This is a genomic window from Hymenobacter crusticola (assembly GCF_002154225.1).
Taxonomy (GTDB): Bacteria; Bacteroidota; Bacteroidia; order Cytophagales; family Hymenobacteraceae; genus Hymenobacter; species Hymenobacter crusticola.
The window spans coordinates 349,397-362,959 of record NZ_MTSE01000001.1 but is presented as its reverse complement, the minus strand read 5'-3'; the positions used below and the strand labels follow the sequence as shown (position 1 = coordinate 362,959).

13 protein-coding genes are annotated in these 13,563 nt (G+C 54.2%); 10 read left to right on the top strand and 3 right to left on the bottom strand.

The genetic code is table 11. From position 1 onward, the window contains the following. Positions 1 to 5: 5 nt before the first annotated feature. The 6 genes from BXP70_RS01425 (at position 6) to BXP70_RS01400 (ending at position 6,051) form a co-directional block, all read left to right on the top strand. A complete protein-coding gene (locus tag BXP70_RS01425) occupies positions 6 to 389 on the top strand; it encodes a hypothetical protein (protein WP_086592220.1) in 384 nt (127 codons plus the stop codon). A gap of 90 nt (positions 390 to 479) precedes the next feature. After that, positions 480 to 848, top strand: coding sequence for a hypothetical protein (locus BXP70_RS01420; RefSeq protein WP_086592219.1), 369 nt, complete (start codon positions 480 to 482; stop codon positions 846 to 848). A gap of 100 nt (positions 849 to 948) precedes the next feature. Beyond that, positions 949 to 4,200, top strand: a complete 3,252-nt coding sequence (carB, locus tag BXP70_RS01415) for a carbamoyl-phosphate synthase (glutamine-hydrolyzing) large subunit (protein ID WP_086592218.1) — start codon at positions 949 to 951, stop codon at positions 4,198 to 4,200. Between the two features lie 127 nt (positions 4,201 to 4,327). Then, on the top strand, positions 4,328 to 4,651 hold the full coding sequence (locus tag BXP70_RS01410) for a GIY-YIG nuclease family protein (protein WP_086592217.1): 324 nt from the start codon (positions 4,328 to 4,330) through the stop codon (positions 4,649 to 4,651). Between the two features lie 111 nt (positions 4,652 to 4,762). Continuing rightward, positions 4,763 to 5,074, top strand: coding sequence for a hypothetical protein (locus tag BXP70_RS01405; protein ID WP_086592216.1), 312 nt, complete (start codon positions 4,763 to 4,765; stop codon positions 5,072 to 5,074). 32 nt (positions 5,075 to 5,106) lie between these two features. Then, positions 5,107 to 6,051: an N-acetylornithine carbamoyltransferase gene (locus tag BXP70_RS01400; protein ID WP_086592215.1), complete on the top strand. Its 945-nt coding sequence runs from the start codon at positions 5,107 to 5,109 to the stop codon at positions 6,049 to 6,051. 77 nt (positions 6,052 to 6,128) lie between these two features. Here the strand turns inward: BXP70_RS01400 and BXP70_RS01395 are convergent, their stop codons facing one another. Both BXP70_RS01395 and BXP70_RS01390 read right to left on the bottom strand, forming a co-directional pair. Beyond that, positions 6,129 to 6,653 (bottom strand): hypothetical protein, encoded by a 525-nt coding sequence (locus tag BXP70_RS01395; protein ID WP_086592214.1) that lies wholly within the window; start codon positions 6,651 to 6,653, stop codon positions 6,129 to 6,131. A gap of 104 nt (positions 6,654 to 6,757) precedes the next feature. Further along, positions 6,758 to 7,966 carry a homogentisate 1,2-dioxygenase gene (locus tag BXP70_RS01390; RefSeq protein ID WP_086592213.1) on the bottom strand — a complete coding sequence of 403 codons (1,209 nt, stop codon included), beginning with the start codon at positions 7,964 to 7,966 and terminating at the stop codon, positions 6,758 to 6,760. A gap of 220 nt (positions 7,967 to 8,186) precedes the next feature. Between BXP70_RS01390 and BXP70_RS01385 the strand changes: the two genes are divergently transcribed. Beyond that, complete coding sequence (locus BXP70_RS01385; RefSeq protein ID WP_245849430.1) at positions 8,187 to 9,245, top strand: transglutaminase-like domain-containing protein; 1,059 nt, start codon at positions 8,187 to 8,189, stop codon at positions 9,243 to 9,245. Between the two features lie 78 nt (positions 9,246 to 9,323). Here BXP70_RS01385 and BXP70_RS01380 read toward each other — a convergent pair whose 3' ends face one another. Then, the gene (locus BXP70_RS01380; RefSeq protein ID WP_086592211.1) at positions 9,324 to 11,009 is read right to left on the bottom strand and encodes a S41 family peptidase; all 1,686 of its coding nucleotides are present in this window, start codon (positions 11,007 to 11,009) and stop codon (positions 9,324 to 9,326) included. 414 nt (positions 11,010 to 11,423) lie between these two features. Here BXP70_RS01380 and ruvX point away from each other — a divergent pair, with 414 nt between their 5' ends. The 3 genes from ruvX (at position 11,424) to BXP70_RS01365 (ending at position 13,562) form a co-directional block, all read left to right on the top strand. Beyond that, the gene (gene ruvX, locus BXP70_RS01375) at positions 11,424 to 11,834 is read left to right on the top strand and encodes a Holliday junction resolvase RuvX (RefSeq protein WP_086592210.1); all 411 of its coding nucleotides are present in this window, start codon (positions 11,424 to 11,426) and stop codon (positions 11,832 to 11,834) included. Beyond that, positions 11,831 to 12,439: a peptide deformylase gene (gene def / locus BXP70_RS01370; protein ID WP_086592209.1), complete on the top strand. Its 609-nt coding sequence runs from the start codon at positions 11,831 to 11,833 to the stop codon at positions 12,437 to 12,439. Before ruvX ends, def begins: the two co-directional genes overlap by 4 nt. Before the next feature lie 148 nt (positions 12,440 to 12,587). After that, a complete protein-coding gene (locus BXP70_RS01365) occupies positions 12,588 to 13,562 on the top strand; it encodes a zinc dependent phospholipase C family protein (RefSeq protein WP_245849428.1) in 975 nt (324 codons plus the stop codon). The last annotated feature ends 1 nt before the right edge of the window (position 13,563 follow it).

The window sequence follows — 13,563 nt, the reverse complement described above, 5'->3', positions numbered from 1 at the left end:
TATCCATGAACGACAGTGCATTTGATGCGCTTGTAAGCTTTCTGGCTCAGATACCAGCTGTTGAAGATAGCTTCGGCAAAGGAGCAGACGAGGCAGGTTTGTGGTGGGTAAAGTTCAGAATTGACGTTCAGCATCCTTTGGCTTGGCAAGTGGTGCAAGAGCTAGGTCACGTCGTTAATTGCTTGTCGTTAGATGAGCGTTTACCGACTAGCTTTTACCCAGTTTCACCTCCTCCTTACATGAATGGTGGCCCACGAGAATTTCTATCTTGGGTAATAGAGACAAAGCATAAGGATTTCACCCCTGACGATTTGAAGACGTGGCTTGAAGGCAGATTGCCCCGACCCGTAAATGATGAGTTAGGGTGGTTAGTTGACGACGAAAATTAACATATCCTACGAGCAGCAACAAAGCAGTAAAGATGCTTCGGCAAGCTCAGCATGACGTGCTAACTTTGGCCACTCCAACGCAACGCTCTTATGCCCGCAAAAAGTAGAAGTTTGCAAAACTGGTGGGTGCTACTATTCGGCGCTCTGGCTTTTGCGACGTTCTACTTTGTCAAGAACATGGGCCAGCGGACGCTCATGAAAGCGGTGCTAGGTGAGCCTGCTGACTTGATTACTGCTGCGATGAGTTCGGCTAGAGTTTCGCCTAGGATAACTAGCCGCACCGGAAAGATAACCGCCCGAAATTTCAAGGTGGAGAACCTGAGTGCCAAAAAAGATTCGCTTGTCTTCCGGTTTCTCTTGGAAGGCGAGCGGTCTACCGCCACCATCAAGCTCTGGATGTCTATGCTGCCATCTGGCGAATGGAAAATAGTGAAAAGCGACACCCTCTTTACCAAGTAGAAAACCTTAAAACTGCCCACGTACGCAATAGGCTGTAGCCAACCTGGCGCGGCTGCTTTTTAACACGACCACCGTGCTGGTCTGTTACTCAACCACAAGAATGAACAAACCCAACAAAGTTCTGGTCCTTGGCTCTGGCGCCCTCAAAATCGGCGAGGCCGGCGAGTTCGATTATTCTGGTTCGCAGGCGCTAAAGGCGCTGAAGGAAGAAGGCATCCGCACCATCCTGATCAACCCGAACATTGCCACCGTGCAGACGTCGGATGACATTGCCGACGACGTGTATTTCCTGCCAGTGACGCCTTACTTCGTGGAGCGCGTCATTCAGAAGGAAAAGCCCGACGGCATCTTCGTTGCGTTTGGCGGCCAAACGGCCCTGAACTGCGCCGTGGCCTTGTACCGCGACGGTATCTTCGAGAAGTACGGCGTGAAGGTGCTCGGGACGCCCGTGCAGTCCATCATCGACACGGAGGACCGCGACATCTTCAAGGCGAAGCTCGACCAGATCGGTGTGCTCACTGCTCGCAGCGAAGCTGTAACCAGCATTGAAGATGCGCTGGCGGCCGGCAACCGTATCGGCTTTCCGCTGATTATCCGCTCGGCCTTTGCGCTCGGCGGCCTAGGTAGCGGCTTTGCCTACAACGAGGACGAGCTACGCGCGCTAGCTGCGAAGGCTTTCTCGACTTCCGACCAGATCTTGGTGGAAGAGTCGTTGAAGGGTTGGAAGGAAGTGGAGTATGAAGTGGTGCGGGATGCGTTTGATAACTGCATCACCGTCTGCAACATGGAGAACTTCGACCCCATCGGTATCCACACCGGGGAGAGCATCGTGGTGGCTCCGTCGCAGACATTGAGCAACCGTGAGTATCATAAGCTGCGCAGCATCGGCATCAAGACCATCCGCCACCTAGGTATTGTGGGCGAGTGCAACATCCAGTACGCCCTCGACCCGCACTCCGAGGAGTACCGCGTGATTGAGGTGAATGCACGTCTGTCACGCTCCTCGGCGCTGGCGTCGAAGGCGACGGGTTACCCGTTGGCTTTCGTGGCCGCCAAGCTCAGCCTCGGCTACTCGCTGGCTGAGCTGAAGAACAGCGTAACCCAGACGACTTCGGCCTACTTTGAGCCGGCCCTAGACTACCTCGTGGTGAAGCTGCCGCGCTGGGACCTCGGTAAGTTTTCGGGCGTGCAGCGGCAGATTGGCTCGGCTATGAAGAGCGTGGGCGAGGTGATGGCCATTGGTAAGTCGTTCGAGGAAGCCATTCAGAAAGGCCTGCGTATGCTGGACACCGGCAAGCGCGGCTTCGTGGGCAACGAGACGGAGCAGCTCGACAACGATACCATCGACCATCTACTGAGCGAACCGAACGAGGAGCGCATCTTCGCCATCAACCTAGCTTTTGAGGCCGGCTACGACATCGAGCGGGTGCACGAGCTGACGCGCATCGATCGGTGGTTCTTGCAGCGCCTCTACTCCATTTATGAGCTGAGCAACCAGCTAGGGGAGAAGCGCAACAACGGCGGCCTAGATGCCCTCGATACCGAGACGTTGCGCGAAGCCAAGAAAATGGGCTTCTCCGACCAACAACTAGCCGTGAAGCTGCTCGGCCAGGGCGACGTAAAAACCAATGAGCTAACGGTGCGCGCCCGCCGCAAGGCCCTCGGTGTGCTGCCCGTAGTAAAGCAGATTGACACACTCGCGGCCGAATTCCCGGCCCAGACCAACTATCTGTACACCACGTACCACGGCACCGAAAACGACCTAGAGCCTGAAACCGATAAGTCGGTGGTGGTGCTGGGCTCGGGCGTGTACCGCATTGGCTCATCGGTTGAGTTCGACTGGTGCGGCGTGAATGCCGTGCAAACCGTGGCGGAAGAAGGTTACAAGTCCATCATTATCAACTACAACCCCGAAACTGTTTCGACGGACTATGACGTGAGCGACCGGCTCTACTTCGAAGAATTGTCGTACGAGCGGGTGATGGACATCCTGGAGTTTGAGGACCCGACTGGCGTTATTCTCTCCACCGGCGGCCAAATTCCGAATAACCTCGCCACGCGCTTGGAACAAGCGCAAGTGCCCATCCTAGGTACCGCCGCCGCCCAGATCGACGAGGCCGAAAACCGCCATAAGTTCTCCAGCATCATGGACGAGCTAGGTATTGCGCAGCCGCGTTGGAACGAGCTGACCACGATGGAGGCCATCTACGACTTCGTAAAAGAAGTCAACTTTCCGGTCCTGATCCGCCCCTCGTACGTGCTGTCGGGCGCGGCCATGAACGTGGTGTCGAATCCGCAGGAGTTGGAGGAATACCTGAAGCTAGCCGTCGCCGTTAGCGCCGAGTATCCGGTGGTGGTGTCGGAGTTTATCCAGGAAGCCAAGGAAATCGAGCTGGATGCAGTGGCCGACAAGGGCGACATCGTGTCGTACGCCATTTCCGAGCACGTGGAGTTTGCCGGCGTGCACTCCGGCGACGCTACCATGTACTACCCGCCGCAGCGCGTATACGTGGGCACGGTGCGCAAGCTCAAGGTCATTGCCGAGAAGATTGCCAAGCGCTTCCAGATCAGCGGGCCGTTCAACATTCAGTTCCTGGAGAAAAACGGCGAAATCCGCGTCATCGAGTGTAACCTGCGCGCCTCGCGTAGCTTCCCATTCGTGTCCAAGGTGTCGGGCAACAACCTGATCAAGAAAGCCACGAAAGTGTTGCTTGGCCTGCACGTGGAGCGCGACGCGAGCGAGCTGGTGTACGACCTGCCCTTCGTGGGCGTGAAGGCCTCCCAATTCTCCTTTACCCGTCTGCAAGGCGCCGACCCGGTGCTACGTGTGGATATGACCTCGACCGGCGAAGTGGGCTGCCTAGGCGACACGGCCGAGGAGGCGCTACTCAAGTCGTTGCTATCGGTAGGCTACCGCATCCCGAAGAAGTCGGTGCTGATTTCTAGCGGCCCCATCATCTCCAAGGTAGCCTTGCTCGGTGCCGCCCGGCTGTTGGTGCAGAATGATTATACTCTCTACGCCACCCATGGCACGCACCTCTTCTTCACTGAAAATGGTGTGCCTAGCACCCTGGTCTACTGGCCCGACGAACTCCAGGAGCCCAACGCCCTGACCTACCTGCGCGAGCGGAAAATCGACTTGGTCATCAATATCCCGAAGAACCTGACCAAGGGCGAGTTGGATAACGACTACAAAATCCGCCGCACTGCCGTCGACTTCAACATCCCGCTCATCACCAACGCCCGCCTGGCTAAAGCCTTTATCAAGGCCTTCTGCACGCTGAAGATGGAAGATCTGAGCATCAAGAGCTGGAAGGAGTTTAAAGCGCAAGCAGTGAGTGTCGAGGCGTAGTAGAACGCTAGCTAGCACGTCCTAAGAAAGACCGTCATGCTGAGCTTGCCGAAGCATCTCTACCGCAGTGGTAACTTCCTTTTAACTAGGGTTAACATTGCGGTAGAGATGCTTCCACAAGCTCAACATGACGGTCTTATTTTCTTCGCAACGTAGCAGCATGTACGTCTACATCCTGACTAACCCAACTCAAACTGTGCTCTACATCGGCGTCACTAATGACCTCGTACGTCGGCTTTATGAACACAGCAATGGCCGCGGTGATGTAGGCAAATTCACCGGTCGCTACCAAGCGGATTTGCTGGTGTACTTCGAGCAGTGTCCAGATGCAGAGCAAGCTATTGCGCGAGAAAAGCAGCTAAAAGGCTGGACACGCAAGAAGAAGGATGCGTTAATTACTGCATTCAATCCGACGTGGCAGCCAATTGATTTGCAGACTTGGGCAGGCTAAATGCAACGAAGCGGTAGAGATGCTTCGGCAAGCTCAGCATGACGGTCTTTTAATATATGCTAGCTCTTTAGACAGTACCTATTTGAATCAAAGAAAAGTAGCAACGAATACATGAGGACGTTACCAGAAAAAGAGGCTGTACAAGCCATGTGTTTTGTGGAAAAGTTGGTTGTATGCCTTGATCAAATAGGTAGCACATACCAAGACAATAAAGCAGAGCAAGCAGCGGCGTTGTCGTATATGTTTGAGGCGAACAAAGTATTCAAGGAAGCTTCTGTTGTTCGTATGATTCTTAGCAACATGTTCTCTTATGAACTAGAGGGTGAAGAAGACCAAAGTGAAGTAGAAAAGTTGTGCGCTGATATTGCGTACTACAAGCTTCCTAGCCCAGAAGAATTGACTGAATGGTTATCAAATAAGTAAACTCAGCTGTACTACAGGTTCAGCCATATTCCATGAAAAAATTCACCTCGTTCGCCGACGTTCCCGACTACAAAGCTCTGCTAAGCAAGGCGCTAGAGATTAAGCAGAACCCTTACGGCTACCAGCACCTAGGCAAGAACAAGACCGTCGGGCTGATCTTCTTCAATCCTAGCTTGCGCACACGTTTGAGCTCCATCAAGGCCGCTTACAACCTAGGTGCCCAAGCCTGGGTGCTTAACGCCGGTGCGGATTCTTGGACCCTAGAAATGAACGATGGCGCCGTGATGAACGGCTCCACGCAGGAGCACATCAAGGAAGCCATTGCCGTGATGAGCCAGTACTGCGACGTGCTAGGCGTGCGCACCTTCCCAGGCCTGAAAGACCGAGACGAAGACTACAATGAGGTAACGTTCAATAAGATTCTGAAGTACGCCACGGTGCCCGTTATCAGCTTGGAAAGCGCGACGCTACACCCGCTACAGTCGTTCGCTGACCTAATTACGGTTGCCGAAACCAAGCAAACCGAGCGCGTGAAAGTGGTCCTGACCTGGGCTCCGCACGTGCGCGCCTTGCCCCAGTGCGTGCCCAACTCCTTCGCTGACTGGTTCTCAGAAGTCGATTGGGTAGACTTTGTTATCACCCACCCTGAAGGTTACGAGCTAGCCGAGCAGTTCACCAAAGGCGCCCGCATCGAGTACGACCAGAAGAAAGCTCTGGAAGGCGCTGACTACGTGTACGCCAAGAACTGGAGCAGCTACCGCGACTATGGCCAAGTAATCAGCCAAGACCCGAGCTGGATGGTAGATGCGCAGCACATGGCCCTCACCAACAACGGCAAGTTCATTCACTGCCTACCTGTGCGCCGCAATGTGGAAGTTGGCGATGCTGTGCTGGATTCGCTCAACTCGCTGGTGGTGCAAGAAGCTGGCAACCGCGTCTTCTCCATGCAGACGGTGTTGCACGAGATGCTAAAGTAGAACCTAGGTCTTCTGACAAATAAAAAGGCGCTCAAACCTAGGTTTGAGCGCCTTTTTATTTGTAGTTGATTCGATAATTACAACGGATCAGCTGTCACTTTGAAGCGGGAGTCGGAGCGGATGGTTATATCCTTGCTGATGAGCTTGGCAACGCTTGCCTTGGTGGTGAGCGTGTAGCTGCTGGCCTTGATATAGCTGTCAAGCTTAGCGCCGGTGGCTTTTAGCGTGATGGTCTGCACGCCTTTAGGAATGTCGCTCAGGGAAGCTAGCAAAATCTGGTCGCTCGAATTCGTGCTGATGTAGATTTCAATACTGTTCAGAAAGTCGAAATTCTCCGTGTTGGGGTCTGCAATGGCAAGCGTGAGCTTGTTGAGGCTGACATCCTTCACCAAATCGGCGCTCGTATTGTTATTTGCAAACTTTTGGCTCGACTGCGTCGGTACCGCTACAGGAGAAAGCATGTTGAGGCCTAGGGGCGAGCTAGCGGCCACCTTGATGTTCTGCGTGTCCTCGATGTAAAAAGTGAGCAGTTGGTCAATTTTCTTGCAGCTTGCCGCTAGCAGCAAGGCGACAACAGAAGTGAGTAACAGTATTTTTTTCATATAGGTGGATTTTAGAGATGTACGAAGCTCGTCAACCAAATAGTTTGCCGAGTTGTCGGACTACTCTAAAATCCATCCTGTTGCACTGCAAGGAGCCAGGCTCCTTAATCCATCATATCAGCCGAGCGTGGTGGGTCTAGTACAAAGTCGGGATTCCAACTCATTGCATATCGCTCATCGAGGTAAGGCAGCGCCGCTTCCGTCAGATATAAAGGCCGGAACGTATCGACCATCACGGCTAGCTCGTGCGTCTCCTTTTTGCCGAGGCTAGCTTCCACCGTACCGGGGTGCGGGCCATGCGGAATGCCGCTTGGGTGCACTGTGAACGAAGCTAGGTCCACGCCGCGCCGCGACATGAAGTTGCCGGCTACGTAGTACAACACCTCATCAGAGTCGACGTTGGAATGGTTGTAGGGTGCCGGAATGCTCAGTGGGTGATAGTCAAACAGCCGCGGCACGAAGGAGCAAATGACGAAGTTGTGCCCTTCAAACGTCTGGTGCACGGGTGGCGGCTGGTGCAAGCGGCCCGTAATCGGCTCAAAATCGTGGATGCTGAATGTATACGGGTAAAAATATCCGTCCCAACCTACCACGTCAAACGGCGAGTGGCCGTAGGTGAGCTGATGCAAGTAGCCTTCCTTCTTGACCTTGAGCAAGTATTCGCCCGAGGCTTGCTCATCGTCGGTTACTAATTCGTGCGGTGGGCGCAAATCTCGTTCGCAATACGGCGAATGTTCCAGCAGCTGCCCAAAGTGGTTGCGGTAGCGTCGGCACGTTTCTACCGGGCTGAACGACTCAATGATCAGCAGCCGCACTGGCCCTTCCTCGAAGTGCAACTGATGGATGATCGTGCGCGGAATCACGATGTAGTCGCCGGGTTCGAAGCTGACTTTGCCGAGTTGGCTCCATAGTTCACCGCGGCCTTCGTGCACGAAAATCACTTCGTCGGCCAAGGCGTTTTTGTAGTAATATGTCATCTGCTTTTCCGAAGGATTGCAGATGCTCATGGTCACATCGGCGTTGGCAATCAAGGTCTGACGCGCTTGGAGGTAGTCGCCGCCGGTGGTGGTTTGGGCTAGGGTGCGCAGGTGGCTAGGTTGCAGCGGCCGGTCGCGCAGCAGCTTCGGGCCATATGGAATAGGCTCTCCCACGGCCTTGATCTGGGTGGGTGGGTGCCGGTGGTAGAGCAGCGACGATACACCGTGAAAACCTAGGGTGCCAACCAATTGCTCCGAGTACAAGGAGCCGTCGGGTTGTCGGAACTGGGTGTGCCGCTTGCGCGGAATCTGGCCGAGGCGGTGGTAGTACGACATGGGGGTGGGTAGTAAGGGTGGGTGTATGTAAAGATTTGCTTCTCAGCTGAATGTTCCTAGCGCTTGCATCCGTAACGACTAGCTTATTTAGATGACCTTTTGCCGCTTACAGCCGTACCTTTGACTGTCGCTTAGAATTCCCTGTGGGAACGAGCCTGTTGGCGATATCGGGTGCAGACGGTCTCCCTGATTGAGACAGGCGAAATCAAACCCCTCGCTCATGCAAACACCTTCCTGGTTTTTACGCCAAGCCCCTCGGCGGGCAATGGCTAGCTTGTGCTTGGCCGGCAGCCTATTAGGTTCAGCGGCGCAGGCTCAACGTCAGAGTTCTCCACCGCCTGCCACGCGCGCTTTTGCTTTCGAGTACACGGCCACCGTGCATGATATACCTGCTGGCGCGAAGGAAGCAAACCTGTGGCTTCCAGTGCCACACGCTGATAAGTCGCAGGATATCAAAGCTCTGAAAATTACGTCTCCTTACCCGTATGAGGTAGTAACAGGAGAATACGGCAACCAGATCCTGCATCTGAAGGTGAGTAATCCGCCGCAAACGCCCATTGCCGTAACGATGCATTTCGATGCTGTGCGCCGTGAGCACAAGAACCCCATGCTCAGTGGTAAGAAAAATCAAAAGCTAGCCTCAGAAGACCAAGACCCCAACATGCAGCGCTGGCTAGCCGCCGACCGCCTCGTGCCGCTCGATGCTAAAGTGAAGCAATGGGCCACGGAAGTAGTAACCAAAGCCAATGCTAAAACCGATCTGGAGAAAGCGCAGGCGGTTTACAACCACGTTGTATCAACGGTGAAGTACGACAAAACCGGCCAGGGCTGGGGCCGCGGCGACATCTACTACGCCTGCGACGCCCGCCGCGGTAACTGCACCGATTTCCACGCCATTTTCATTGGCTACTGCCGGAGCTTAGGTATTCCGGCTCGCTTCAGTATCGGCTTTCCCCTGCCACCCGAGCGCGGCGCCGGTGAAATCAAAGGCTATCATTGCTGGGCCGAGTTCTATACGAAAGAGACCGGTTGGGTACCCATTGACGCCTCCGAAGCAGCAAAAAACCCGGATAAGCGCACCTACTTCTTCGGTGCCCACGATGAAAACCGCGTCGAGTTTAGCCGCGGCCGTGACTTGGTGCTCAGCCCGCCGCAGAAAGGCGAACCGCTGAACTACTTCATCTATCCGTATGCGGAAGTAGATGGGCAGCCTTTCACGAATGTTGACAAGAAGTTTACGTATAAAGATGCTGATAAACAGGCAGTAGGCCTGCGCTAAACAGCTGTAAATAAAAAGCACTAGGCTCCTGACGATTTATCGTCAGGAGCCTAGTGCTTTTAACAGTAGTGCTAGCTCCTACTTTTGCCCGAGGGCTAGCAGGCTATTCGTATTCGACAGCGCATTCAGGGCCTGCTGCATTTCTTTGTCCTGATCGTTTAGTACAGTATAGTAAGCGGCTTTGCCGTAGGCACTCCGCGCAATATAAGCTTTAAGTTGCGTGCGCAGGAGCGGTGCTGCCCGGCGCATGCCCACAGCATCAAGCTTAACTCCGTCCTTCTGCGCGCGTGCGCTCAACGCTTGTAGCTGAAGGTCGGAGATGCGGAAGGTCGCGTTGAACTGCTCAAAACGCAAGCCTTCCAGTTCTGCTTTGTGTTCCTGGTAGAAATTTAGTGCAAACTCGCGTACTAAGTTGTGGCTCTGCAAGCGTGTGAAGTAAGCTGAATACGCCGACGTATCACGGGCCACGAAAAGGTCTGGCATGATGCCGCCGCCGCCGTATACCGTGCGGCCATGGTCGGTGCGGAAGCGGAGCGAATCGGCGAAGTGGATGCTATCAGCGTGAAAGAACTCACCGTGGCGCTGGCGACTGCTCAGCTCGTGCTCATACGCCTCGTAGCCACCTTTGTATGACTTCTGAATGCAACGGCCCGAAGGCGTATAATAACGCGCAATCGTCAGACGCAGCTCTGAGCCATCGTTCAAGGTAATCGGTTGCTGTACCAGGCCTTTGCCAAAGGTGCGCCGGCCGACAACCAAGGCGCGGTCGTGGTCTTGTAGCGCACCCGCAATAACTTCGGAAGCGGAAGCGCTGCCTTCGTCTACCATCACGACGAGCGGGCCTTCTTCAAACTCGCCGGCTACCCGCGAGAAAGTTTGGGTGTCATACTGGTCGCCTTTGCCGTCGGTGTACACGATTTTGCGTGTGCCGCCGATAAATTCGTCTGCAATTTTGGTTGCCCGATCTAGGTAGCCGCCAGGGTTGCCGCGCAGATCTAATACCAAGCGGCTCATACCCTGCCGATGTAAGTCGCCGAGGGCGCTTTTAAACTCGTCGTACGTGCCCGTGGCAAAGCGGCTGATCTTGATATAACCTGTCTGGTTGTCAACCATGTAGGCTACATCCACCGAATTATTCGGGATGCGGTTGCGGGTGACAGCCACGTTCAGCGGCTTGCTCTGGCCGCGCCGACGCACTACTAATTGTGCGATGCTGCCACGCGGGCCGCGCATCTTCGTGGCCATCCGCTCAATCGTTAGTTGCACGCCAGACACCCGCTCGCCATTGAGGCGCAGGATCTGGTCGCCGGGCTGCAAGCCGGCCTGTTCGCCGGGGCCGCCACCTAGGGGGGATACGACCGTCACAGTATCATGGAACATATTGAACTCCACCCCTACACCGTCGAAATCACTTTGCAGAAAAGCGGAAGCTTGCTGCTGTTGCTTAGCCGGGATAAACGTCGAGTGCGGATCTAAACGCTCCAGCATACGGCCAATAGCATAATCGGAAAGTGCTTCGGCATCAACGGTGTCCACGTAGTCGCGGTCGACGTAGCTCAGAATTTCCTTGAACTTCAGGTAGCCCCGGGCCGTGCCGTCGGGATTTTGATTGGAAGGCCGAAAAGGGTTGGCGCCTAGCAACACACCACAAGCTAGGGCTAGCGCCAGCAGCAACGGTTGACGCACCTGCGTCCGTGAATTCCGAATCGGGGATGCAGGTTCGACGGTGGATGGTGATGGTGGAGCAGTCTGGTCGGCTTTCATAGGCCTAGGAAGAGTAACGATCGGAGCGACAGAAGGAGCTTACAGAAAGGAAGTTATAATCAAATATATTGAAACTTTTCCAAGATAACGGGTTAGTATATTTGAGTAGAGTCTATTTCATACTAAAGTGAAATATATTATCTAATAAGGCCAAAAAATGGATGATTTAATCGAAATAATCATAGGTTGTGGGCAGGTTTTACAGCCTTGATTTACTTGTTTTTTATATAACAAAAACAATAAACATTATTCTGGTTAGGTTAGTCTAAACTATGAGCAGGCGAGGTCGTTGATCTCATCAGTAATAAAAATCGGGCATCCGCTTTCTACCTAGGTCCCGTATCTTTGCAATGTGATAAGCACGTCTGTTGGACATGCTTACAGATTCTCTCAGCTTTTTTGTAGCATAAAGTAATGGGCCGCATTCTCGCCATCGATTACGGCAACAAGCGTGTGGGGCTAGCCATTACCGACCCGCTACAGCTCATTGCCACACCGCTCGAAACTATTCACAGTCAAGATGTATTGACGTACGTGAAGACGTATCATGCGCGCGAACCACTTGCTGCACTCGTAGTAGGAATGCCTCGAACATTACTGAATGAACCCACTGATGTAACGAGTGCCGTCGTTGGCTTAGTACGTCGTCTGCGGCGCGAACTACCCGATGTCCCAGTGCACGAAATTGATGAGCGCTACACGTCGCGCATGGCGCACCAGGCCATGCTAGCTGGTGGCCTTTCTAAGAAAGACCGCCGCGACAAAGCCACCGTAGACCGCGTGAGTGCTACTCTGATCTTGCAATCTTTTCTTAATTCCCGATGATTTACCCCATTGTTGCTTTCGGCGATCCGGTGCTGAAAACTCCCGCCAAAGCGGTTCCCGCTGACTTCCCGGCCGATGAGCTACAACAGCTTGTCGCAGATATGTTTGCTACTATGTATTCGGCGCATGGCGTGGGCTTAGCTGCGCCACAGATTGCAAAAAGCTTGCGTTTGTTTGTTATTGACTCGGGGCCGATGATTGACGACGAAGACGAGGAAACTGGCGAAAAAGTGCAGCTAGCTCCGACGGCCATGGCGGTGAAGCGTGCCTTTATCAACCCCGAAATTATAGACGAAATTGGCGAGGAGTGGGGCTTTGAAGAAGGGTGCCTGAGCATTCCGGGCGTGCGCGAAACGGTGTACCGACCCGAAACCATCGTGCTGCGCTACGAGGATGAAAACCGCGTGCAACACGAAGATACCTTCTCCGGCATGACCGCCCGCGTGATTCAGCACGAGTACGACCACTTAGACGGAGTCCTGTTTACTGACCACTTATCCGGCTTCAAGAAACAGCTGATCAAAGGTAAGCTCAGCCGTATCAGCAAAGGTGACGTAAGTGCGGACTATCGGATGAAATTTCCCGTACCAGCGGGCCGGCGCTAGGCGCCAAACCTAGGTTTTTTCAACGCGTCTGTTTTGCCGAACTAGGCAAAGCAGACGCGTTTTTATTGTATAGTTCTTGCACGGAGACAAAGGGTAGGCTGGCGCCAGCTAGGTCAGCTGTTGTATCTTTTATTCCTATTGTTCTCTGTTGAAAAAGTTATTCACCTTATTCTTATGTATTGCCTTGTGGGTCGTGCCGCGTCAGCCGCAGGCGTGGGGCTTCTTTGGGCATCGGCTCATCAATCGCTTGGCTGTGTTCACGTTGCCACCGGAAATGATCGGGTTTTACAAGGCCAACATCACGTATCTAACGGATAATGCTACGCGGCCCGATCAGCGCCGTAGTGTGGTGCCGGGTGAGGCGGCGCGGCACTTCATCGACGCCGACGTGTATGGTCCTAACGCGTTGTCGCAGCTGCCGCGCAGTTACGCCGACGCGGTGGCCGAGCATGGCGAAGATTCCTTGCTGCGCCATGGCATCGTGCCCTGGCAGGTGACGCGTATGAAGTACCAGCTTACCGAAGCTTTCCGCGTGCACGACACCGACCGGATTCTGCATCTCTCAGCCGACCTAGGTCATTACGTGGCCGACGCCTGCGTGCCGCTGCACACCACCCGCAACTACAACGGTCAGCTCAGCGGCCAGCGCGGGATACATGGGCTTTGGGAAAGCCGGTTGCCTGAGTTATTGAGTAATAACTACGACTTTTTTACTGGGCCTGCGCCTTACCTGGATAATCCGACAAAGACCATCTGGCAAGCCGTGGCACGGTCCCACGCGGCCGTCGATTCGGTGTTGTGCTTCGAGGAAGAGTTGACAGCTAGTTTTCCAGAAGACCGGAAGTTTGGCTTCGAGGAGCGTAACAACCAAACCGTGCGCACCTATAGTCGCGACTTTAGTCGCGCGTATCACGCGCGCTTGCACGGGCAAGTAGAGCGCCAAATGCGGCGAGCCATGCAATTGGTCGGCGCTATCTGGTACACCTGCTGGGTAGACGCCGGTCAGCCCGACCTAGACATCATGCCGAAGACTTTATCGGAAGAGGAAAAGCAACGCCTGAAGGCGGAGGAAACCCAGTTGCAGAACGCGCCGCACACGGCCAGCACTGGGCACGATGAGTAAG